This window comes from Pseudomonas sp. 22082, from assembly GCF_052046055.1.
GTDB classification, from domain to species: Bacteria; Pseudomonadota; Gammaproteobacteria; order Pseudomonadales; family Pseudomonadaceae; genus Aquipseudomonas; species Aquipseudomonas pharyngis.
The window spans coordinates 88471-112241 of record NZ_JBQEQB010000003.1; the positions used below are offsets into that span (position 1 = coordinate 88471).

Below are 23771 nucleotides of genomic sequence, written 5' to 3' on the forward strand. Positions count from 1 at the left end.
CGGCTCCTCTCAGAGAACTGAAGGGGTCTGCCGACCCACGGAGACGTAGGTGAACCCACGTTTGCTCAAACGCTGCGGATCGAACAGATTGCGCCCGTCGAAAATCAACGGCTGTTTGAGCAACCGGCTTAGCTGGTCGAAGTCCGGCGCCCGAAACGATTGCCACTCGGTGACGATGATCAGGGCGTCGGCATTTTTCAGCGCCGCTTCCTTGGTGCCTGTCAGCGTCAGGTCGTCGCGCGAGCCGTAAAGGCGCTGGGCCTCTTCCATGGCTTTGGGATCAAACGCCTGCACGCTGGCGCCGGCTTGCCACAAAGCCTCCATCAGTACCCGGCTGGGTGCTTCGCGCATGTCGTCGGTATTGGGTTTGAAACTCAGCCCCCACAGGGCAAACGTCTTGCCGCGAAGGTGACCGTCGAAGTGATCGAATACCTTGCGATAGAGGCTGGCTTTCTGTTCCTGGTTGCGCGCCTCCACGGCCTTGAGCACCCGGGCGTCGATGTCGACACCGTCGGCCGCCTGTATCAGCGCTTTCACGTCTTTGGGAAAGCACGAGCCGCCGTAGCCCAGACCTGGGTAGATGAACTGGTAACCGATGCGCGGGTCGGCGCCGATGCCGTGGCGCACCTTTTCGATGTCGGCGCCGAGCTTTTCAGCGAGGCAGGCCATTTCGTTCATGAAGCTGATCTTGGTCGCCAGCATGCAGTTGGCGGCGTACTTGGTCAGTTCAGCGCTGCGAACGTCCATGACAATGATTTTTTCGCGGCTGCGATTGAACGGTTCATACAGTTCGCGCATGACCTCTTCGGCACGCGGGCTGTCGGTGCCGATGATGATCCGATCCGGGCGCATGCAGTCATCGACCGCGCAGCCTTCCTTGAGAAATTCCGGGTTTGAAACCACGTCGAACGTCAGGTCACTGCGACCGTTGTCGGCCAATACTTGCTCGATACAGGCTCGCACCCGATCGCCCGTACCGACGGGCACGGTGGATTTGTCGACGATGATCTGGTGCCGATCCATGTTCAGCGCGATGGTCTGCGCCACGCTCAGCACGTATTGGAGATCCGCCGAACCGTCTTCGTCGGGCGGTGTGCCGACGGCGATCAACAGCACATCGCCATGGTGAACGGCGTCCGCCAGGTCTGTGCCAAACCGCAGTCGGCCGCTTTGGTAGTTGTCGCGCACCAGGCTTTTCAGGCCCGGTTCGTAGAGCGGCAGCGTTCCTTCTTTCAATGCCTCGACCCTGCCGGCATCGACGTCGACGCAGAGTACGTTGTGCCCGACCTCGGCCAATGCAGCACCCTGGACAAGGCCTACGTAACCAATACCGAATACGCTCACATTCATGGTCGAACCTCAGATCGTGGTGACAGTTATCAACGGTCGGGCAGGGGGGCGGCAGAAGTGGAGCAGGGGCTCAGTAGATGTTTTTCGAGAACAGGGTGAAGGGGGTCTTGATGAGGATTTTGATGTCGAGCCACAGCGACCACTGGTTGATGTAGTTGAGGTCCTGGGCGACGCGCAGCTGCATCTTTTCCACGGTCTCGGTTTCGCCACGATGGCCGGTGATCTGGGCGAGGCCGGTGATCCCCGGCTTGAGGCGATGCCGGGCCATGTAGGCGCGCACCTTGCCGGTGTAATAAAGGTTGTGGGTGACGGCATGCGGACGCGGGCCGACCAGGGCCATGCGGCCGGACAGCACATTGAACAGCTGTGGCAATTCGTCGATGGAACTGCGGCGCAGAAAACCGCCGATCGGCGTCAGGCGATCATCGTTGCGGGTGGCCTGCCGAACCTGCTGGTCGTCGTGGACGTGCATCGAGCGAAACTTCCAGACCTTGATCACTTCGCCGTTGCAACCGTGACGGTTCTGCTTGAACAGCACCGGGCCGGCGGAGGTCAGCTTGACGGCTATGGCCACCACCAGCAGCACCGGGCTGAGCAGAATAATCGCCAGGGCGGCAAGGCTGCGTTCAAACAGATCCTTGCAAAACAGGCTGGCAGGGTGCGAGCTGATCAGGCTCTCGTTGAGGTAGATGGCCGGCATTCGCTCGATTTCCGAGATCGAATGGTTGAGCAACACCATGCTGCCGAAATCCGGGATCCACACCACGTCGACGTTCATGTCCAGCAGGTCGATGTAGAGGGCTTCGATGGTGGCGGCATGGGCCATCGGCAGCACGATATAGACGCGGCGCACTTCCTGGCCCGTGATGATCTCGCGGATGGCGGAAACGTGGCCGAGCAACGGCAGAATGCTGGGGGCAGGGCCACAGCTGTCCTCGGCGGCAATGAAGCCCAGCACCAGCGCGCGGTTCGGTCGGGACAGCTTTTTAGCCAGTTCGTGGGCCGTCGGGCAGGTGCCGATGATCACCGAACGGCGTCCGTTGCAGACCTTGCGCGAGTACAGGCGGGCGAGGTAATGCAGGGGCAGAAAGCTCAAGGCCTGAACCACGAAACCCAGCACCGCCCAGACCATGATCACCTGGCGTGAATAAATGGCGCTGGTCTGGGTGAAGAACGCAATCGCCGCCAGTACGGCCAGCAGGGTCAACCACCCGGCCAGCAATCTGCCGAGCCCGACCAGCAGGCCATGGCGCTTGTGGTAGACCTGCATCACGCTGTAGATCGGCACCGAGCCGAGCACCGTCAGAATGATCAGGATGCGGTATTCGCTGGTCAGACTGCCGACGCGCCAATGCACGAGCAATATCAACAGCGCCGTCACCAGCGACAGCGCGCACAGCCACTGGCCCCAGAACGTCAGGCCTCGGCGGTGTGTCATGTGAGCGGTATAGAGCGATGTCATGGGCTTAACCTCGAGACAGCATTCATGCATCAGCGCGAATCGAGCAGGCACGGCGTGCCTCCCGATGGCTTTTCCGTAGCTCGGCGGAGGTGAAGCGAGTAGTGCGTTGGCAGAAGAGGGCGTAGCGGCGGGCGTACGCGCCCGATGGTTACCTGGGCGCGAAATCGTAGTTATAGAACGCCCGGGAGTGGTGGTAGCCGTACTTGCGCGCCTTGCGCAGGTCGACCTGGTTGAGCACCGTGCCAAAGACCGGCACATGGCTTTGTTGCAACATGGCAATCCCTCGCTGAACCTGGCTGATCGACGTGCTGTCAGCCTTCACGACATAGATCACCGCGTCCGAATGTTTTGCCAGCAGCAGCGCGTCACTGATCATCTCCGCTGGGGGAGAATCGATGATGATGTGGCGATAACGTGACCTGAGCGCCTCGAGCATGCGCGCCATGCGCGGCGAACTGAGCAAATCCTGTGGCGGTGGCTGAACTGGGTTGAGCGGATCGCCAGGGGACGGCAGGCGCGGCGCAACGAACATATCCAGCGACGGCGGCAAGACCTTCCCGGCCGGCAGCATGTCCAGATTGCCCACTGAAACAATGCAGTCTTCAAGCCTGGCCGTGCCGGCAATGACATTCGCCAGTCCGGGGCTGTCCGGCGGAAAATCGAAGTTCAGCGACAGGGTTGGCTGACGCATGTCGGCATCAATCAGCAGCACGCGTTCCAGCGGCGTCAGTGAACTGGCCAGATTGGTGGCGATGGTGCTTTTACCCTCGCCGGCAACCGTGGAGGTCACGAGCACCACTTGTGACGGTTTTTCGCTGCTTTGCAACATCAACCAGGTGCGCAGGTTGCGAATGGTCTCGGAAAAACGCGGGTTGTCGTTGTCCTCGAACAGGCGCGCCAGTTGCCGGCGACTTTTCTTTATCACCAGCGGCACGACGCTGAGCAGTGGAACATTCAACACGCTCTCGATCGATTCATCGGTTTTGAAGGTATTGCTCAGACTCTCGAAGAGCAGTGCCAGCCCGACGCCGATGACCGCAGCGATCAGCCCGACGATCGCGACAATCAATGTCTTGCGCGGTTTGCTCGCGTCGACGGGAACGATGGCCGGGTCGACGATGCGCACTTTCGTCGAGTCCATGTCGGCGGTGGCTGTGGTTTCCTTCAGGCGAGTGACGAAAGTTTCATACAGCGCGCGCGTGCTATCGACTTCACGCTGGAACTCACGCAACTGGAACTCTTTGCGCGCGATGTCCTGGATCTGTGCCTTGTTGCTGTTGAAGGATTGACGCAGCGACGCTTCACTCGCCGTGGCGAGCTGGTATTGCCGCTCGATACCGGCCACCACCTGCTGCACCTGCAATTGCAGACTGGTGGTGGCGGTGCGCAATTCGGTTTGTGCGGAGATCAGGCTGGGGTGCTTCGGACCATAGCGCCCGGCCAGTTCATCAACCTTGGCCTGGGCCACCGCGCGATCGGCCTGGAATTTCTGCACCAAAGGGTTGCTCAAGACCGCCGGTACGCTGGAGAGTCGGCTCAGATCGCCGTTGCCCAGGGCTTTCGCCTGCCGGTACTCGCTCTCGGCTTCAGCACGGTTGCGTCGGGCGTCGACCATGCGGTTGCCGGTCATTTCCAGTTCGTTGGCGCTGATGGTGGCAACGCCGCCAACATCCACCAGACCTTGTTCTTCGCGGTAACCCTGGAGTTTTTTCTCGGCCGCACGCAGGTTGTCGCGCAGCTTGATCAGACGCGTGTTCATCCAGGCCGTGGTGGTTTGCGACGATTTCTCGCTGGTATCGAGCTGGCTGTCGGTAAAGCCCTGAGCCAGTGCGTTGGCCGCCGCCGCTGCGAGAACAGGGTCTGGCAACTCGACTTCGATTTCGAGCAACTGGCTTTTGCCAACGAACTTGACGCTGGTATGCAGCATGAGATTCTGCGTGACCTGGTTGAAAACGTCTGCTTCAGTGAGTGGCTCTTTCTTTTGCGGTAGATATCGACCTAGCCCCGGGATCCATTGATCAAGGTCCAGATCGGCCAGCCATTGGCGCGGCGCAAACCAGGACTTTGGCTGCTGGCGCGGATCGGTGACCGGGTGAGTCGTCAGCCCGAGTTTTTTCACCGCGCGTTCGGCGAGGTCTCGCGATTGCAGGAGCGCCTGCTGAGTCTGCAAGTAATCTGTGGCGTTGCCGCCGGAGTCCTTGACTTGCTGGAACGACATCAGCGGAGGTGTTTTGTCGTTGAACAGCAGGGTGGTGCTGCCAATGTATTGCGGCGTGATATTGGAGACCACCACGGCCGCCAATACGCAACTCAGCAGCACCAGCCAGCCGATGCGCCACTTGGCGCGCCAGATGATCCTCCACAGATTGAGCAGGTCCAGGGTGTCCTTGTCTTCGGCGTGCTGCGGATGCAGATGCGCTTGAAGAGGACGTTCGACGTAGTTGCTTGGGCTGTTGTCCATGATCAGAAAAAGCCTTGTGCAATGGAAATGGTGTCGCCGGGGGCGATCGTGGTGCTGCGCGTGACGTTATCGGTCACGGTCGCGCCACCATCACCGCGCAAGATGGTCACTCGCTTCATCGAGGCCCGCTCGGTCAAGCCGCCGCCCAGTGCAATGGCTTTTTCCAGTGTCAGTCCGGGCACGAACGGATAGCTGCCGGGCTTTTTCACTTCGCCATTGATGTAGAACGAGCGGTATTCGATCTGGCTGAGACTGACTTTCGGGTCGATCAGATAACCCTGCTTGAGCCCGTCGACGATGATTTTCTCGACCTGGCCGGGGGTCAGTCCCTTGGCGGATATTTCGCCGAGAAACGGGTAGGAAAAGGTGCCGGCATCACTGAGCCGGATCTTTTTCATGCTCAATTCCGGCTCACCGAAAACGATGATTCGCAACACGTCGCCGGCAGCGAGTTTGTATTGCGTATCGGGATCTGCCGCATAGGTGTGGGGCAAGAGAAACAACGCGAACAAAAGGACAAGTGTGCGAGTGTTCATGTCGAGACCCTCTTAAAGGCTGACGTTGAAGCTGATCTGAAACACGTTGCGGGTGAAGCTTTCATTGTCGGCATCGGAATCGTTGTCGCGGTATCGATAACCCAGTTCGATATCCAGCCAACGGCGCATGGCGTACACCACGGCCAGGTTGTAGTCCTGAAGATTGTCGGTACGGCTTTGGCCTTCGTAGACATAACGCCCGTAACCGGCCTGGGCCACGGTAGTAATCCGCTCAGTCCAGCCGTGACGCCAGCCGACCTGGGTGAAGGTCGACTTCACGGCATCAGCGCCGTCGTCACCTTCGGCGAGGGCCTGGCGAGCGACGAAGGTGAATGTCGAATAGGTCCGCGGTTTCCATTGCAGATCGACTTGCCAGGTCGGGTTGTCGAGGTCTTTGGATTCGCTGTTGTCGAAGTTCTTTTTCTCGTAACCGACGCGGACCTTGCCCGTCGTGCGTGCCGTGAAATCCCATACGGCACCGGCCATGACGGCGTCGGATTTACTGCTGCGCGGGCTGTTGGCCTGCTGGTAATCAAAGTCGGTGTGGTTGTATTCCACCAGACCTCGGGTGTTGCTGCCGATGCGGTGATACCAGGTGCTCGTCAGGGCAGTGGTATTGCGTTCCTTGTCGTCGTTGATGCCATCGGCGTTGTCGTAGCGCAGTTGTGCGTAACTGGCCCCGAGATCGATTTGGTTGTCAGCGCTTTTCGCCCCGAAGGTGTAGAGACCGCCCACACGTTTGTTGTTGAGCTTGTCGTTGATGCCTTCGACCGCCGTCGATTCCGTGCGCTCCCATTTGCGGTACTCGGCGTCGAGCTTCAGACGATGCCGGTCGGTGAACTCCATGATGCTGTCCGCTCGCACGCGTTGTGCCGTGTTCGAGGCATCCGACTCGTCGTGATAAATGTAGCGAGTGGGTTGCCAGATCAGTCGCGTGGCACTGTTGCGATCCTCGGCCTTGAGCTCGAAAGAAGGCGCCAGCTTGGTGACCATGGAGGACTGTTTGCTGTTTTCCAGTTCGCGAAAGTTGTCGTCATAACTTTCCGAAAACAGGAACGATGGCGTGAAGTCGAATCCATACACATCAATGGCTTGCGGATTGATGCTCCAGGCCATTTCGGGATAGAGACAGGCCATCATCAGCGCGACGGGGCATCGTGACTTCAAAGCCATGTTATAGCTCCTGAGCAAGGGCATATAAGGCAAGTCGTTAGTTGTAGGGGTGAAAACCGGCTTGTTGTCGTTCAATCACGCTCAATGGCAGGCAGACAGGCTGCTCACGGTTGAGAAACTGCAGGAGGATCATCACGCGGTCGGTTCCGTGCAATCCGAGGAACACGCCCTCCAGTGGCGCGAGCGGGCCGCTGACAATCTGTAGATTCTCTCCGGGTTTCAGCGCTTCATCCGGCCCCGACGTCATTGATTCGATGCAACGCGTACGCAGATGCTCGATGACGTGCTCAGGCACTGTCGCGGGACCATGATTGAATTCGACAAAACGACTGACCCCTCGGGTGGAACGCAAGGGTGCCCAGTTGTCTTCACGACTGAGTTGGATGAACAAATATCCAGGAAAGAGGGATTCGTGCACTCGCTGGCGTTTTCCGCGAATAATGCGCTCGCTGACGAGTTGGGGATGAAAGACCACGTAATTCTGTTGAAGCAGATTGAGATGAGCACGCTCATCCTGACGTGGCTTGCATTGCAAAAGATACCAATTTGGGTGGTCCGAGCTGATGACTGGCATGCTGGTAAACTCTGTAATGATCGAAAGTTTATGGCAGGCAGAAGCTCTATTGAGGGCTAAGTAAGGGCTGTCAGCGAAAGTGATTTTTTATTATGGGTTATTGAAGTGTTTCAAACATGAATCACAAAGTGTTTCATTGGTGTGCATCGAACAGTGAAGTTTCGCTCTGTTCTGCGGCACCTCTGGAGGAATTATCGGTTCAACTTTTTAGAAGGCAAAGCTACCGCACGGTCTGTTCATTCAGGCTTAAGGTTAGGTAACTAAGTAGTTGTCCCTGAAGCGACAGGGCGCGAATAAGTGACTGCTCGCGCCCTGCAAAAAATCAACCTTGGTAGTTATCGGCCAGTCTTTCTGGTCTGTCAAACGTTAGCAGTCAAAAAATACGCCATCCATCCAGTAATGCTTTTACCGATGGATAACCAATTGTTTTTTAATGACTTATTCTTTTAGCTGAACGGTAGAAACTTTTTCTGCCTGTTATGGTCGCGACTATTATTTAGATCGAAAACTTTCCCCACTATTGGGTGCTGTTATAAAACCTGGACTGAATAAGTCATCCAGCGCTATAACTTATTGCCTGTCGGCTTGTGTGGAGCAGGGATTATGACCGTTCTTGTTACAGGCGCTGCGGGCTTTATCGGCTATCACGCGGTCAAACGATTGGCGCAGCAAGGCCAGGAAGTTGTCGGTATCGACAACCTTAACGATTACTACAGTGTGGATCTCAAACAGGCGCGGCTTGAACAGTTGAGTAGTCTGCAGAGTTTCAGTTTTGAAACACTGGATATTGTCGACAAGCCTGCCTTGATGGCGTTATTCAAAGCGCACGATTTCACCGAGGTGGTGCATCTGGCCGCTCAGGCGGGTGTGCGCTATTCGCTCGACAACCCGGATGCCTATGCGCAATCGAACCTGGTGGGGTTTCTGAATGTGCTGGAAGCCTGCCGACATTATCCGCCCGCGCATCTGATCTACGCGTCGAGCAGCTCGGTATATGGGGCCAACAGCAAGTTGCCCTACAGCGTCGATGATGCGGTCGAGCACCCTGTCTCGCTGTATGCCGCCACCAAGCGCGCCAATGAGCTTCTCGCCGACAGCTATTGCCATCTCTACGGCTTGAAGGCCAGCGGCCTGCGCTTTTTCACGGTTTACGGGCCCTGGGGCAGGCCGGATATGGCGCTGTTCAAATTTACCGAAGCCATTCTTCAGGGACGACCGATCGACATCTACAACCAGGGTCAGATGGCGCGGGACTTTACTTACGTCGATGACGTTGTCGAAAGCATCGTCCGCCTGTGTCCGAAACCGCCAGCGCCGGAGAAGGAGGCGAGTGGCGTCAACCGGATTTTCAACCTGGGGCGCGGCAAACCGGTCGCGTTACTGGATTTCGTCGACTGCCTCGAACAGGCACTGGGCATAAAAGCCCAGCGCAATCTGTTGCCGATGCAGGCCGGCGATGTCATCAAGACCTGGGCTGATGTTTCGGCATTGGAACAATGGATCGGGTTCTCTCCGCGAGTGGAAGTTGCAGAGGGTGTGGCGCAGTTTGTGAGTTGGTATCGCCAGTACTATCGGATTTGAGCGGCGCTTCATGCGCCTGGAGTACGGTCATGAGCCGAGACCCACCCGGTTGTTGCGCATGATCGAAAAATTAAGCGCCGCAGCGACACACAGCCAGGCCAGATAAGGAAACAGGATCAACCCGGTGATCACATCCAGGCGCAGGGCCAGGACCACCATCACGGCGACGACCAGCCACAACAGGACGAGAATAATCATCGCGGCAACGATCCGCTGCGCGCCGAAGAACACAGGCGTCCACAGTGTGTTCAGCGCAATCTGCGCCGCCCACAATGCCAGCACCTGTTCGCTGCCGGGAATCATGGTCAAGCGATAGCCGACCCAGGCCAGCAGCAGGTAGATCGTCGTCCAGGCCACCGGAAACACCCAGTTGGGTGGCGTGAACTTCGGTTTGTTGAGCTGCGCGTACCATTGGCCGGGCTTGAAAACCATGCCGGTGGTTGCCGCCGCACCGCACGCGATCAGAAAAATCAGGAAAGTCACCATTTCACACTCCTTGGCCGCAGCCCGTTTGCCTGGTTTGTTCCGCCGCAGCGGTCGTTCATTCGGATCTTGAGCACATCAGTTCACTGACCCGCGCCACCAGCGTGTCGACCGCGAAGGGCTTGGTCAGCACCTGCATGCCCGGGCCCAGTTGGGCGGCGCCGATGACTGCGTTCTCCGCGTAACCGGTAATGAAGAGGGTCGTCAGGTTCGGGCGGATTTCCCGGCCGGCGTCGGCCAGCTGCCGACCGTTCATGCCACCTGGCAGGCCGACATCGGTGATCAGCAGGTCGATATGCACGTTTGATTGCAACACTTTCAGCCCGGCAACGCTGTCGGCCGCCTCAAGCAAGTTGTAGCCGAGATCGCCAAGCACATCGGTCAGCAGCGCGCGCACTGTGGGTTCGTCGTCCACCACCAGAATGGTCTCGCTGGCCTTGGGCACCACCGCCGGTGCGATGTGCTTGTCATCGTGGCTCTGCACGGGATCGCCACGGTGACGAGGCAGGTAGATGCACATCGTGGTGCCCCGGTCGACCTGGGAGTGCACGCGCACCTGGCCGCCGGACTGTTTGGCGAACCCGTAGATCATCGACAAGCCCAGCCCTGTGCCCTGGCCCAGCGGTTTGGTGGTGAAGAACGGGTCGAAGGCCTTGGCGATGACATCGGCCGACATGCCGGTGCCGGTATCGGTGACGCACAGGCACACATACTCGCCCTCGGGCATGTCCAGCGCGCCGGCGATCTCGGTGTCGACGATGCGATTGGCCGTCTCGATGGTGATGCGTCCGCCATCGGGCATTGCATCGCGCGCGTTGATACACAGATTGAGCAGCGCGTTCTCCAGTTGACTGGCATCGACCAGTGTTGGCCAAAGCACGGGCGAGCCAATGGTTTCCAGGAGAATGCTCGGGCCCACGGTGCGCTGGATCAGCTCGGTCATGCCGGTCATCAGTGTGTTGACGTCGGTCGGTCGCGGATCGAGGGTCTGGCGTCTGGAGAACGCCAGCAGGCGGTGGGTAAGGGAGGCGGCTCGCTTGACCGCGCCCTGTGCGGTCACCATGTACTTGTCGACTTCGTTCAAGCGGCCCTGATTGATCCGCGCGCCCATCAACTCCAGTGCGCCGGAAATGCCGGCCAACAAGTTGTTGAAATCGTGAGCGAGGCCTCCCGTCAGTTGGCCGACTGCTTCCATCTTCTGCGACTGACGCAGTTTTTCCTCTGCCTGCATCAACTCCGCGGTGCGCGATGAAACCCGTTGCTCGAGGGTGTCGTTGAGCGAACGCAACGCGGCAAGAGCCCGGTCGCGCTCCGCCTCGACGGTCCGCCGCTCCTCGACGTCGATCAGCACGCCGGGAAACCGCAGGGGAACTCCGTCATCTGCACACTCAACGCGTCCGTTGGCTTCGATCCACTGGAATCTGCCGTCCTCGCGCCGTACACGGTACTGATGGGAATAGGCGCCCCCACGGCCAATGGCTTCGTCGATTGCCGTGGTCAGGCTATCGCGGTCGTCGGGGTGCACGCTGGTGATCACTTGTTCGAGGCTGAGGCCTTCGCGCCCCAGTGCCGGGTCGAGATTGAACACCTGGGCGAAGCCTTCGTCGATGGCAAAACGGTCGGTCAGCAGGTCCCAGTGCCAGGTGCCGATGATGGCGCCGGCGGCAAGGGCCAGTTGCACACGTTCGACGTTTTCCCGGGCGATTGCCTCGCTGGCGCGCAAGCGTTCCTCGGCGGCGCGCCGCTCGGTGACGTCGTTGAACAGGATCGCGATCTGCCGGTCGGCCGGATCGCCGACCCGCACCGCGCGCACATCGAACCAGCGTTCAAAGGTATTGGCGTAATTTTCGAAGTTCGCCGGTTCCCCGGTCTTGGCCACATGGCCGTAGGTTTCGAACCAGAAACGTTCAAGATTGGGCGCGAACTCGGTGACCCACTTACCGCGCAGGTTGACCCCGCACTGGCGCTCGAACGCCGGGTTGGCCTCGACGAAGTAGTAGTCGACAGGCTCGTCGTTGGCGTCGAATTTGACTTTGACGATAGCGAACGCCGACTCGATGGTTTCCAGAATGGTACTGAAGCGTTCCTCACTCTGACGCAGCGCCGTTTCGGCACTGCGCGAGCGCGTCAGGTCAAGCATCGCGCCGATCATGCGTTCGGCCTGACCGGCGGGATTGCGGATCAAGTGGCCGCGATCCAGCACCTCGGCGTAGGAGCCGTCCTGGCAGCAGAACCGATACTCCGCGCTCCATGTCGTGCCGTCGCCTTCGATGGCGGCGCGCATCGATGCCTGCACCCGCGCCTGATCCTGCGGATGGATCCGCGCAAACCGCCAGTCGCCACTGGGATCAACATTCTCCAGCGGGAAACCGTACGCCTGTTGCAACGCCTGGTTCCAGATGATCTGGTTGGTTTGCAGGTCCCAATCCCACACCGCATCGCTGGTCGCCTTGACCGCCAGTCGATAGCGCTCCTGGGTTTCGGTCATGGCGCGTCCGAACAGATGCTCCTGAGTCCGGTCGCGGAGAATTTTCACGAAACCCAGGTGAGTCTGGTCTTCATCGTAAAGCGGCATCAGCTCGCCCGAGGCCCAGAATCGCTCGCCGTTCTTGCGCAGATGCCAGCGCTCATCGTAGGCACGGCCAGCGCAAAGGGCGCGTTGCATTTCCTCTTCTACACGGCCGGCGGCGCGGTCCTCAGGTGTGAAAAAGCAGGCCGCGCTCTGGCCGCGAACCTCTTCGGCGGACCAGCCCAGCACGTTGGTTGCGCCGCAGTTCCATTCCGTGATGTTCCCGCCAAGGTCAGTGACGACCATCGCAAAATCCACTGCACTCTCAAAAACCGCCCGCTGCCGCGCCTCACTACGAGCGAGCGCGGCCTGACTGGCGTGCAGTCGCGCCGTGATGTCGCGGTCATTGTCGACTTCATTGCTCTGCAGCGCGGCGCGTAATCGCTTGACCTCGGACTCGAGCGCTTCGCGACTTAGGTGTTTGAGGGTGTCCATCTCGCCTTCTTGGTTGAATTTTTCAGGGGCCGATTTCAGAGGGTCGTGCATGCCCGACAGGTGCCGTCAATATCGGGAAGCGTTGTGGCTGCTGATCCGTTGACAGGTTGCTTCGTCGTTAAGTTTCACTGATGGAACAAGGTCGCTTCGGGTGAACGCTGATTTCAAATCGATTCGCTGTTATCCAGGCGGGCCAGCAACGACTGGCCGCGTTGCCACAGTGCCTCTTGCTTGGCCTGCGGCATGCGGTCGAGGTTCTTGTACATCATGGCCATGCGCTGATTGCCGCGCAGCAGCTCACCGTGGCGCATCAGGAAATGCCAATACAGCGCGTTGAACGGGCAGGCATTGTCCGCCGTGCTTTCGCGGACCTTGTACGCGCAACCGCGGCAGTAATCCGACATGCGATTGATGTACTGGCCGCTGGCGCAATAGGGTTTGGAACCGAGATAACCGCCATCGGCGTGCATGACCATGCCCAGCGTGTTGGGCAGCTCGACCCAGTCAAAAGCATCCATGTAGATCGCCAGATACCACTCGCAGATCTGGCTCGGCGCGATACCGGCGAGCAGGGCGAAGTTACCGGTGACCATCAGTCGCTGGATGTGATGCGCATAGGCATGCTGCAGGCTTTGCCCGATGGCGTGGCGCATGCAGTTCATCTGCGTGTCACCCGTCCAGTAGAACTCGGGGAGCGGACGGCTGTTGCCAAAAGAGTTGCCCAGCGCGTAATCCGGCATCTTCAGCCAGTACACGCCGCGCACATATTCCCGCCAGCCAATCAGTTGCCGAATGAAGCCTTCGGCGGCATTGAGCGCAACGCTGCCGGCCCAGTACGCCGACTCCACATCACTGCAAATTTGCCGCAAATCCAGCAGGCCAATGTTGAGCGCTGCGCTGATGCGCGCATGAAACAGGAACGGCTCGTCACTGGCCATGGCGTCCTGGTAATCGCCAAACCCCGCCAGGCCATAATCGAGAAAGTACGCCCAGAGTGCCTGCGCATCGGCATGGGTGACGGGATAGTTGAAGTCATCGAGTGTGCCGTAATGGTGGCTGAAGCGCGCCTTGACCAGTGCCAGCACATCGAGGGTGATGGGGTCGTTATTGAAGCGTGCGGGGTAGGGGGCTTTGACGCCTTTGGGCAGGGCCTTGCGATTCTCGGCATCGAAGTTCCACGCGCCGCCCACTGGTGAACCGTCGCCATTGAGCAGCAAGCGGCTCTTGCGCCGCATCTCACGGTAGAAAAACTCCATGCGCAGCTGTTTTTTACCCTCGGCCCATGCGGCAAATTCTTCGCGACCGCACAGAAAACGCGTATCGGCGTGCCACTGGACGGGCAAACCGCATTCCTTGATCGAATGCTCCAGCCGCCAGTCGCCACACTCAGTCACGTGCACTTCGTCGGCCTGCAACAGCTTTTTCCAACGATGCAGCTCACCCGGCACCGAACCGCTGTTTTGCGGGTCATCCAGGGTCACGTATTCAACACGTATGCCTTGGTCTCGCAACGCCTGAGCGAAATGGCGCATGGCGCTGAAGATCAGAGCAATCTTCTGTGGATGGTGGGGCACATGGCTGGCTTCTTCCATGACCTCGACCAGCAGCACCGTATCGCGCTCGGCATCGAGTTCCTGTAAGGACGCCAGGTCGAAGGACAACTGGTCGCCCAGGACCAGGCACAAGCGGCGGGTAGTGTTCATTTTGCGGTTCATTGGCTTGCTTCGGTGCTCTGGCGGCGGAAGAACAAGGTCACCTGGCCGACCTCCACGCCGAACTTGGACATGCGGGTGCGGTTGATCAACGTGTCCTCGTCCATCAGGTACATCCAGTCGTCCATGCTCATTTCATAGGTCGAATCGTCGACCGGTACGTTCAGCCGATAGCGCCAGTGAAATGTGTTGCCCGCCACCTGGCCTTGGGCAACGCCGACTACATCGCCGGCGCGACCGCTCCAGCGTCCCTGGCCCTCGGGCGTCAATGTCCATACGCGGTGTTGGCGGGTGCCATCGCTGTACAGAAAGCGCTCGTCGAGAATCAGGTTGTTGCCTTCGCGACGGCTGACGATATTCACTTCGAAACGCTTGGTCACTTCGCCGCTGCGCTTCTGAAACATTCCCCAGGCCTTGACGGGCTGGCTGAAAAACCGATGCAGATCCAGGGCTGGTTGTTGGTCGGCATAACGGGTGACGTCCACGCTGGTGCAGCTTGCGATGCTGAGTATCAGTGTCAGTAACAGCAGTAATCGAGTCATTGCCTTACTCCCTGATTGCAAAGGTGTCGAAGGCCAGGTTCGAACCATTTGCTTGTACGGTGGGCTGGACATGTACAGGTTTATCGTTTTCCCCGGCTGGTCTTGACGCTCGACTTTTGACGACGTCAACGAGAGTCTTACGGCGATGGCCGGCTTTGTTTTTCTCGCGACAGCGCTGTACGTGAGGGCAAGCCATCGCGAAATAGTTGTACGTGGTTGGATGGTCTGTATAGGTATAAATCAAGATAGGCTGAAAAAAACCATCTGACAATACTTCTTCCCTCACGCAGGGCGCTTGCTGCGCCTTAACGCGATGCCGAACGTTTTGCCCTGGAAACAGCGGTTGGCCGGTCTGCCGGTCGAGCGCTGGTACTGGGCAATATCCAGCGCAGTGAACGCCGGACCGTGAGGCGCAGGATGCTCAGTGAGCATCCTGCGGGGATAGGAGTGGCCGACAGATCAATGCGCTGTCGGACTTGGCTGTGCACCGAATTGCGCAATGATGTGAGTACCCAGCTCCTCAATAACCTCCGCTGCCGGGCGCTTTCCGTATTTGAGATTCAGGATGACGTGATCGACGCCGATTTCCTCAAGCGACTCCAGCAAAAACCGCAAATGGTAACGTCCGAGTTTGAACCCCAAATGAATGCGAGTGGGTGGCGTGGACGGGTTTTCATCAAGGTCGATGTAAAGCGACTGAGTGAAGGGCTTATAGACGGAACCACATTGCTTCGTGACCTCCAGCCGCCAATCTTCCACGACCAGTCTCTGCATGTTCGGTATGCGTGGATAGTTGATCCATCCGTTGCTTTCGCGCGCGATCCAATCCAGTGACTGACGGCTATTGCCGGTCACGAGCATTGGAATGAATTGGGTGGTCGGTTTCGGAATCAGATCCGCGCCGCGCATTTCCCCGGCGCTCCAGTGGATGGGTTCGAAACTGGTGCTGTGGGCTCGGCGAATCACCGCGTAGTGCTCGCGAAAGATATCCCCGCGCCTTTCGGGATCGACGCCAAAAGCCGAGAACTCCACCGGACGGTCGCCGGACGCCACCCCAAGAATCAAGCGACCTGCGCTCAACTGATCGACGCTGGCTGACGCCTTGGCCGTGTGCAGGGGATGGTGCAAAGGGATGGCGATGGAGGCGGTGCCAAGCGCAATTTCCGATGTATGGGCGGCCATATAACCCAGATAGACCCAGGGGTCGAAGACTTGGCCGACATCGCCGAATCCGGGATCGCGAAGCGGCACGTCACGAAACCAGAGCGCGCTGAAGCCCAGTGCCTCGGCCTGTTTCGCCAATGCGACCTGGTTGAGCATGCTCGGCGTGTCGCCGTCGAAGGCCTCCATGGGAAAGAACAATCCAAGGCTCAAATGCCCCGGCGTGAAGGTTCGGCTGAACCCTCGATGCTGCTGATAAGGAATCGTGCTCGGCCGATACATACTGATTTTCCTCAGTGGCAGAACGTGAACAGCGCCCCGTTGCCAGAGGTGCTGCGGCATCGGTCGCTTGGGAACGACAGGTGGGGGGACTGAGTGCAGCTTTGCCCATTGCGCCGTACTGCCGGTCGGGTGGACCGGCTTGAGGAGCCAGTTGCTGGCGATATGCGCGGGCAGGTCCGGATGGGTGATAAGCGGACGGTAAAAGGAATCATCTCCCGGCTCGATACTGTCAACTCGGAAACGGGCCCAGAGGTTACCTCATCAGCGTAGGCGGTATTGCCGTGTTGCGCCATTGTGCCTCGCACATCGTGGGAGACCTTTGCGACTTCAACCGATCACAAGCAGGTGGCAGGATTACGATCCATCGAGTCCCACTCGACATGACTTCGGTCATTGGGCGAATCATCGATGAATCTCGAGCGGTTCCAGCAAAAGGTGAAAGCTGCATGCCATGAGGCATGCAGGGGCGAGTGGGTAGATTCAGTCTTCGAGATGGATTTGATCCATTTCACTTTTCAGCCAGCAGCCGCTTGGCAGCGGCAAGGATTGAATCGATATTGAAAGGCTTTTCCAGGACAGCATTGAACAAGTCCGATCTCTCCATGCCGAGGTGGGCTTGCGCGCCGCTGATCAGAATGATGGGCAAGAGATGCGCTGAGGGCAGGGCGCGGACGGCCGTGGCGAATTCGAGTCCGTCCATTACCGGCATCATGAAGTCGGTAATGATCAGGTCAGGGCGCTCTCGCTCAAGTACCTCAAGCCCTTTTTTGCCATTGCTGGCTTTCACGACCATGAAGCCTTCATCCTCCAGCGCAAAGCCGAGAATGTCAGCGATCAAATATTCGTCGTCGACAACCAGGATGGTGGTCATGAGAATGCAACCTGAATAGAAGACCTAGGAAAATGAACCTGGCAGGGCTGCAGGATTAGGAACTGGCGGTTCATTTCTTGAAGCCTTTTTCAGATCAACGTCCTGGTCACGGATGACCACTTCAAATCGCGAAGGGTCATAAGAGCTATCTCTGACTTTAAGAATGGAAATGGTTCTGCTTAGTTCAGAGTCATTCTCGAAGAACCGCATCAGCATCAGATTGTCGACGATGCTGGACAGGTCAGAGTTTGGTGAACTGATCTCGGAGCCGAACAGATCTCGCATCTCCCAAGAGGCGAACACTGTCACGCCCCTGGAGCGTAATTCGTTCATGAGGGCACTGTAAAAGTCAGTAATTCGGGCTGGATTCGTCGACACCCGCGTCATGCCGCTAAGGCTGTCGATGAATAAACGCTTGATGCCCTTTTCTTCGACGATGCTCAGCAACCTTGAGCCCAGACCGTCCAGGAGACCTTCGGTGGTCGGTTGCCACGCGATGCTCAACGCACCGCTTTCTTCCATGCCTTTGATGTCGATTCCTAGTGACTGGCCCTTCAGGCGTAACCGCTCCGGGCTTTCATAAAAGCCAAAATGCAGGCCCGGTGCCTTCACCGTCGACTCACCCAGGAATTTAAGACCTAGGGTTGTCTTGCCTATTCCTGATGGGCCCATGACCAGCGTCACGCTGGAACTGTGCAGCCCGCCACCCAGTATCGTGTCCAGAGAATGTATACCGCTGGGGATGCGCGTCATGTTGGCGCTGTCGGGCGAAGAGGGGTGGCTGTAGAGGCTTTCCAGGCGCGGATAAACCACCAGACCGTTCTCGGTGATTTCGCACTCGTGAAGTCCGGTCAGTGCCGCGCTACCCCGGGTTTTACGCAGTTGAATACGACGCACCGAGCGGGTGCCATAAAGCTCCTCTCCCATTTCGATCACGCCATCCACCATGGTGTGCTCGGGGCTGCCGTCATCCAGTCGGGAACTGGTGAGAAACAACACGGTGCATCCAGCAAATGCAGCGTGCCCTTGCAATTCAGAGATGAACTTCTTGGTGTCGATTGGCGAGTCGGCTTTAGAGCGTGCGTTCAGCAAGCCGTCGACAACCATGACTGTCGCCTTCTGGCGGCTGATCTCACGCCTCAGCAGTTTTACGACTTCATCCAGACCTTCATTTTCCAGCGTATCGAATGCACTGACGAACTGGATTTCAGCGCCAACTTTGGAAACGTCGTAAAAGCTCAAGGTGGACAGAAACTGAAAAAGCCGGTCATGGGATTCGGCAAGCAGTGTCGCTACCAGTACACGGCCGCCGTTGCGCGCATGATGGAATCCAAGTTGGTTGGCGAGGATCGTTTTGCCCGACCCTGGACGCCCCTGAATAATGTAGGAAGCGCCTGAGACCAATCCGCCCTTGAGCAGAGCATCCAGGCCTTCGATTCCACTCTGAAGGCGATTTAACTTTTCCACTATGCGACCCTGATCTTGAAATCATGCTGTTAAACCGAATGTACGGGATGCTAACGCCATTTGTGTGCCGGGGCTATCTGCACTTCACTGACGTTTCAGGCAGCAGTGCCGGTAAAGTTATTCATTCGCTTAAATCTGGAGCTGCGAAGCCTCAATGTGGGCGATAAATCGGGGGAATCGAAAGTAAAGAAGGTTCTCGGGCCAATTGAGTCTCTGCAACGCCTTGCAGGGTGTACTATCAAGACCTGCCCATCAGAAATCAGCTAGCCATGTCCGCGCTAAACGAAGAGAGCCGCCAGATCGTAGCTGCTCTGGCGCACCGGGTTGGCCCCAATGCTGATACTGCAAGTATCGCGCAAGCGACTGTCTCGATTTTGGAGGCTATGCACACAGCGCTTACCCCCATCATCGGTCAGCAGGGAGTCGCAGCGCTTTATCGACGCAGCCTTCATCTCTGCGCCTCCCGCCAACCGCACCTGGGCCCCCTGTCTGATCGTGTACAAGCCGCGCCGGGTCTGAACGCTCTTCATTCTGAACTCGTTACAGAAAGCGAAGCAGACGCCTTGTTGTTTGGTGAAGTGATGCTGACCACCTTCTACGAACTGCTCACTACGCTGATCGGGCCCTCGCTCACCGCACGCTTGCTTCGTGACGTGTGGAAACCTTCTTTGAGCGACACATCTGCGCAGGAAAACTCGCCATGAACACCAAAGTGACTATCAAGCGTCTGTCCACCGGAGTGCCAGGACTGGACGAGGTGCTGGGCGGGGGATTGCCGGAGTTCTCGTTCAACCTGATCGCCGGCCCGCCTGGCTGTGGCAAAACTACCCTGGCGCATCAGATGATGTTTGCCCTGGCGACGCCCGAGCGTCCGGCACTGTTCTTCACCGTGCTCGGCGAGCCTCCGTTGAAGATGTTGCGTTACCAACAGCAATTCGACTTTTTCGACGAGGAAGCCGTCAATCAGTCAATCCGTTATATCAACCTGGCCAGTGACACCCTGGCGGGGGATCTGGACGAAGTGCTACGCCGAATCGTCGCCGAGGTAGAGGCGTACTCTCCGGCGCTGGTGTTCGTCGATTCGTTTCGTTCAGTGGTGCTCGCGAGCCAGACCCAGGACAATCCCAACAACAACTTGCCGCAGTTCATTCAGCAGTTAGGCATGTTGATGACCACTTGGCAGGCCACCACTTTCCTGATCGGTGAATATTTCACTGAAACTGACACCAACCCTATTTTCACGGTGGCCGATGGTTTGATCTGGCTGCGTCAGAGCGTTCAACGCAACTCCATGGTGCGCAAGATGGAAATCATGAAGATGCGCGGCCAGCCGACGCTGCCGGGGCTGCACACCTTCCGCATCGCTACATCAGGCATAAAGGTTTTCGCACCGGCCCCCCTCAACCACGTTGAACCCACGCTGACGTTTCCGATGCAGCGCCTGAAAATGGGTGTGCCCCAACTCGACGAAATGCTGGGCGGTGGCTTGCCCCGTGGATACTCCCTGCTGGTGGCAGGTCCATCAGGTTCGGGCAAAAGCATTCTGGCTGCGACCTTCCTCGCCGAAGGCGTGCGCAATGGTGAGACCGGCGTGATCGCGGTATTCGAGCAGCGTCCCAATCGCTCCCAGAACGCCACCCTCGCCGGGTTGATTCAGGGCGGGAAGGTGGGTTTGGTCGATAGTCGCGCGCCAGACTTGTCAATCGACGAAATCGTCCAGTTACTGTTGAGCGAGATCAACCGCCTGAACGCTACTCGTTTGGTGATTGACTCCCTGTCAGGCTTTGAGCTGGCGTTGGCGCCGACATTCCGCGAAGACTTTCGTGAGTCGCTGTCACGCATGGTGACCGCTCTCACCAGTGCAGGTGTCAGTGTATTGATGACCTCCGAGCTGGAGGATCGCTACACCGACCTGCGTTTCAGTCCTTACGGCACGGCGTTTCTCACCGATGCCATCATCGTCCAGCGCTACATAGAAGTGCAGAGCCGCTTGTTGCGCATCATGGCCGTGGTCAAGGTGCGGGCCAGCGCGCATTCCGACGAGTTGAGGTTGTACCGGATAGATGATGATGGCTTGCAGATCGGCGAAATGTTGCCGGACAGGGAAGGGTTGTTAGGGGGACGTCCTACCCAGCAGCGCGCGGTCACCATCGAAGGATGAGCGAAATATCATGAGCGAGGGTCACGGCAAGAATGAGCAAGCCATCGCTGGCGCTGCACGCGAACTGTTCGTACTCGGCCAGAAAACGGTGGCGGCGCGTGCAGTGCTGGCAGCGGTTCATAAAGAACTCAACCAGGCCAATGCCCAACTCGTCGATAGCCACCATGTCGAACAATTGATTGAAGCCAACCAGCAACTGGTGCTGTCAATCCTGTCGGCGCAGTCGGATGCAGAAAATCCGACAGTCGCCCAGGCAGAGCAGCAAATGTATCTCGAATTGCGCGAGGCAAACGAGAAGCTGGTGATAGCCGCGCTGAGTGCCCAGGATTTGCAGGCGGCCGCTGAACATGCGCTGGAACAGCAACGCAACTTCCTCAACCTGGTTGCACACGAACTTCGCAATCCTCTGACACCCATCAGCATGATTGCCGGCCGGCTGGTACGTGTGCCGAGTGAGGAACTGCCGCGCATGCAGGTGTTGATAGAGGGGCAAGTGAAGCAGATGTCCCGCTTGGTCGAAGACCTGCTCGATATCGCCCGCGCCAGTACCGGCAAGTTTCGACTTGATTGCCAGCGTGTCGATATGGCTCGAATCATTCATGAGGCGATAGATGCCTGCAGCCCGCTCATGATCGCTAACAGTTTGAGTTTCAGCTCGAATCTGCCGGAATGCGCCTTGATGGTTAATGGTGATCCAGCGCGCCTCACTCAAATCCTCGGCAATCTACTGGGCAACGCCGCCAAATATACGCCCGCCAATGGCACGGTCTCACTGACTGCGACGATTGAAGTCGACCACCTGACGATATGCATTCGCGATACCGGTATTGGGATAACGCCCAAGGCACTGCCGTTCATTTTTGAGCCGTTTGTACAAGATGTTCACGCGGTCGGTTTCAATGGCGCAGGCCTGGGCATTGGACTTACGGTCGTGCGGGAATTGATCGAAGCCCACGGCGGTACTGTGACGGGGACTAGTTCGGGAGAAGGGAAGGGTAGCGAGTTCGTCATGAAACTGCCCTTGGCTGAGCATTGACGCCATCTACAAGTCGTCCACCGTTATACCAAGGCCTCTGACTGCGGGAGCGCAGCGGAAATGCTTCGCGCTGCCATTTTAATCAGCGGTAGCAATTGCTTTTTTTCTTGCCGATTGCTGTCCACACACTCTTCTCCACCCTGGGCGGCTCCAGCAAGTGTCAGCGGATGAACTACGCTCCTGAAACAACCCCCGCAGATTGAAGAAAACAGTGCAAAGGGTCGATATGACCACAAGGCTGGAGGGAACCAACAGGCCATTCTTCAGGATCCGGTTTCCCTGATGTTTCATTGCTCGGAGTACGCTCCGTGAGAAACCAGCAGCGCTTGTTTGTTCTTCTGTTGCTCGCCGTACTCTTTGGTGGGTGTACGACCCCCAATGTCCTCCACGAACCCAGTCAGGCTTTGCCGGCAAGCGATTCGGCGTTCGGGCGTTCAATCAAGGCCCAGGCTGCTCCGCATCAGGGCCAATCGGGGTTTCGTTTGTTATCCGACAGTGCCGAAGCGTTCAGTGCCCGCGCCGAGCTGATTCGTAATGCCCAAAGCAGCCTGGACCTGCAGTACTACATCGTCCACGACGGCATCAGTACCAGAATACTGGTGAGCGAGTTGCTCGACGCCGCCGACCGCGGCGTCCGCGTGAGGATTCTGCTCGATGACACCACCAGCGATGACCTGGACCGGATTATCGCGACACTGGCGGCGCACCCGCTGATTCAAGTGCGCGTGTTCAATCCGCTGCACCTGGGACGCAGCACCGTCGTAACGCGAACGATGGGGCGGCTGTTCAATCTGTCGCAGCAACACCGACGGATGCACAATAAATTGTGGGTGGCAGACAACTGTGTGGCAATCGTCGGAGGCCGCAATTTGGGCGATGAGTATTTCGATGCGCAGCCTGACAAGAATTTCAAAGACATCGACATGTTGAGTGTCGGCCCGGTTGCGGAGCAGTTGGAGCAAAGTTTTGATCAGTATTGGAACAGTGCGCTGAGCAAGTCGATCGAGCAGTTTCTGTCGATCAGGCCGACGATCAGGGACCTGCAAAATACCCGGACCCGGCTGGATGAATCCCTGGAGGAAACTCGCAAGCAGGATCACGCGCTCTATCAGCAATTGATAACTTACACCACTCACCCACGCCTGAATGTCTGGCGCCGGGAGCTGATCTGGGCCTGGAACAAAGCGATGTGGGATGCCCCGAGCAAGGTGTTGTCCAAGGGCGAACCCGCTCCGCACTTGCTGTTGGCCACCCAGTTGGCGCCTGAACTTGACGGCGTCAGCAAGGAGTTGATCATGGTTTCGGCCTATATGGTGCCTGGTCAACCGGGATTGTTGTACTTGACCGGTCGTGCCGACGCCGGCGTGTCGATCACCTTGTTGACCAACTCTCTGGAAGCTACCGATGTACCCGCCGCGCACGGCGCTTACGCGCCTTATCGAAAAACCTTGCTCAAGCATGGTGTGCAGTTGTTCGAATTACGCCGCCAGTCCGGCGACAATGCCGACAGCCATAGCGGACCGCGTCTGTTCCACAGCGGGTCCTCCAGCAGTTCCGACTCCAGCCTGCATAGCAAGGCGATGATTTTTGACCAGCAGAAAGCTTTTATCGGGTCGTTCAATTTTGACTCGCGATCCTTATTGTGGAACACCGAAGTCGGGGTGTTGGTTGATGATCCCGAACTCGCGGGGCGGGTGCGTGAACTGGCCCTGGAAGGTATGGCGCCTGCTCTGAGTTATCACACCGTGCTGGAAAAGGATCAACTGGTCTGGGTCACCGAGGATGACGGCAAAAAGCATACGTTGACCAGGGAGCCGGGGAGTTGGTGGCGACACTTCAATTCGTGGCTGAGCAGCGCGATCGGGCTGGAGAGGATGCTATAGAGACCGCATCGAGCTTGGGGCTGCGACCAACC

The 23771-nt window shown here is 58.1% G+C and carries 18 protein-coding genes; 5 read left to right on the forward strand and 13 right to left on the reverse strand.

What is annotated here, in order from left to right; all coding sequences use genetic code 11:
* Positions 1 to 9: 9 nt before the first annotated feature.
* The 6 genes from ACTJK9_RS04720 to rfaH form a co-directional block, all read right to left on the reverse strand.
* Entirely contained in the window at positions 10 to 1350 is a 1341-nt protein-coding gene (locus ACTJK9_RS04720; RefSeq protein ID WP_440812522.1) for a UDP-glucose dehydrogenase family protein, read from the reverse strand.
* Between the two features lie 70 nt (positions 1351 to 1420).
* Positions 1421 to 2812: an undecaprenyl-phosphate glucose phosphotransferase gene (locus ACTJK9_RS04725; RefSeq protein WP_064596757.1), complete on the reverse strand. Its 1392-nt coding sequence runs from the start codon at positions 2810 to 2812 to the stop codon at positions 1421 to 1423.
* 148 nt (positions 2813 to 2960) lie between these two features.
* The gene (locus ACTJK9_RS04730; RefSeq protein ID WP_039768574.1) at positions 2961 to 5273 is read right to left on the reverse strand and encodes a GumC family protein; all 2313 of its coding nucleotides are present in this window, start codon (positions 5271 to 5273) and stop codon (positions 2961 to 2963) included.
* 2 nt (positions 5274 to 5275) lie between these two features.
* The gene (locus tag ACTJK9_RS04735; protein ID WP_085610331.1) at positions 5276 to 5809 is read right to left on the reverse strand and encodes a polysaccharide biosynthesis/export family protein; all 534 of its coding nucleotides are present in this window, start codon (positions 5807 to 5809) and stop codon (positions 5276 to 5278) included.
* 12 nt (positions 5810 to 5821) lie between these two features.
* Positions 5822 to 6982: an outer membrane beta-barrel protein gene (locus tag ACTJK9_RS04740; protein ID WP_039768571.1), complete on the reverse strand. Its 1161-nt coding sequence runs from the start codon at positions 6980 to 6982 to the stop codon at positions 5822 to 5824.
* Positions 6983 to 7019: 37 nt separating this feature from the next.
* On the reverse strand, positions 7020 to 7556 hold the full coding sequence (gene rfaH, locus ACTJK9_RS04745; RefSeq protein WP_064596747.1) for a transcription/translation regulatory transformer protein RfaH: 537 nt from the start codon (positions 7554 to 7556) through the stop codon (positions 7020 to 7022).
* 603 nt (positions 7557 to 8159) lie between these two features.
* On the opposite strand from rfaH, the gene ACTJK9_RS04750 reads away from it, so the two are divergent.
* A complete protein-coding gene (locus tag ACTJK9_RS04750; protein ID WP_085646622.1) occupies positions 8160 to 9137 on the forward strand; it encodes an NAD-dependent epimerase in 978 nt (325 codons plus the stop codon).
* A 27-nt stretch (positions 9138 to 9164) separates the two neighbouring features.
* Here ACTJK9_RS04750 and tspO read toward each other — a convergent pair whose 3' ends face one another.
* From tspO to ACTJK9_RS04785, 7 genes are all read right to left on the reverse strand, one after another.
* Positions 9165 to 9620, reverse strand: coding sequence for a tryptophan-rich sensory protein TspO (tspO, locus tag ACTJK9_RS04755; RefSeq protein ID WP_064600841.1), 456 nt, complete (start codon positions 9618 to 9620; stop codon positions 9165 to 9167).
* 58 nt (positions 9621 to 9678) lie between these two features.
* Positions 9679 to 12624 carry a PAS domain S-box protein gene (locus ACTJK9_RS04760; protein ID WP_440812525.1) on the reverse strand — a complete coding sequence of 982 codons (2946 nt, stop codon included), beginning with the start codon at positions 12622 to 12624 and terminating at the stop codon, positions 9679 to 9681.
* A 164-nt stretch (positions 12625 to 12788) separates the two neighbouring features.
* A complete protein-coding gene (locus ACTJK9_RS04765; protein WP_440812528.1) occupies positions 12789 to 14327 on the reverse strand; it encodes a cryptochrome/photolyase family protein in 1539 nt (512 codons plus the stop codon).
* Positions 14328 to 14335: 8 nt separating this feature from the next.
* Positions 14336 to 14878, reverse strand: coding sequence for a DUF3833 domain-containing protein (locus tag ACTJK9_RS04770; protein ID WP_440812530.1), 543 nt, complete (start codon positions 14876 to 14878; stop codon positions 14336 to 14338).
* A 459-nt stretch (positions 14879 to 15337) separates the two neighbouring features.
* A complete protein-coding gene (locus ACTJK9_RS04775) occupies positions 15338 to 16321 on the reverse strand; it encodes an LLM class oxidoreductase (RefSeq protein ID WP_440812533.1) in 984 nt (327 codons plus the stop codon).
* Between the two features lie 508 nt (positions 16322 to 16829).
* Positions 16830 to 17192, reverse strand: a complete 363-nt coding sequence (locus ACTJK9_RS04780) for a response regulator (protein WP_440812536.1) — start codon at positions 17190 to 17192, stop codon at positions 16830 to 16832.
* A gap of 24 nt (positions 17193 to 17216) precedes the next feature.
* Entirely contained in the window at positions 17217 to 18662 is a 1446-nt protein-coding gene (locus ACTJK9_RS04785) for an ATPase domain-containing protein (protein ID WP_440812824.1), read from the reverse strand.
* A gap of 266 nt (positions 18663 to 18928) precedes the next feature.
* Here ACTJK9_RS04785 and ACTJK9_RS04790 point away from each other — a divergent pair, with 266 nt between their 5' ends.
* The 4 genes from ACTJK9_RS04790 (at position 18929) to ACTJK9_RS04805 (ending at position 23739) form a co-directional block, all read left to right on the forward strand.
* Positions 18929 to 19363, forward strand: coding sequence for a hypothetical protein (locus ACTJK9_RS04790; RefSeq protein WP_085610674.1), 435 nt, complete (start codon positions 18929 to 18931; stop codon positions 19361 to 19363).
* Entirely contained in the window at positions 19360 to 20820 is a 1461-nt protein-coding gene (locus ACTJK9_RS04795; protein ID WP_085610326.1) for an ATPase domain-containing protein, read from the forward strand. The genes ACTJK9_RS04790 and ACTJK9_RS04795 overlap by 4 nt, the downstream gene beginning before the upstream one ends.
* Before the next feature lie 10 nt (positions 20821 to 20830).
* Positions 20831 to 21856 carry a sensor histidine kinase gene (locus ACTJK9_RS04800; protein ID WP_440812539.1) on the forward strand — a complete coding sequence of 342 codons (1026 nt, stop codon included), beginning with the start codon at positions 20831 to 20833 and terminating at the stop codon, positions 21854 to 21856.
* Between the two features lie 308 nt (positions 21857 to 22164).
* Entirely contained in the window at positions 22165 to 23739 is a 1575-nt protein-coding gene (locus tag ACTJK9_RS04805; RefSeq protein ID WP_440812541.1) for a phospholipase D family protein, read from the forward strand.
* Positions 23740 to 23771: the final 32 nt, after the last annotated feature.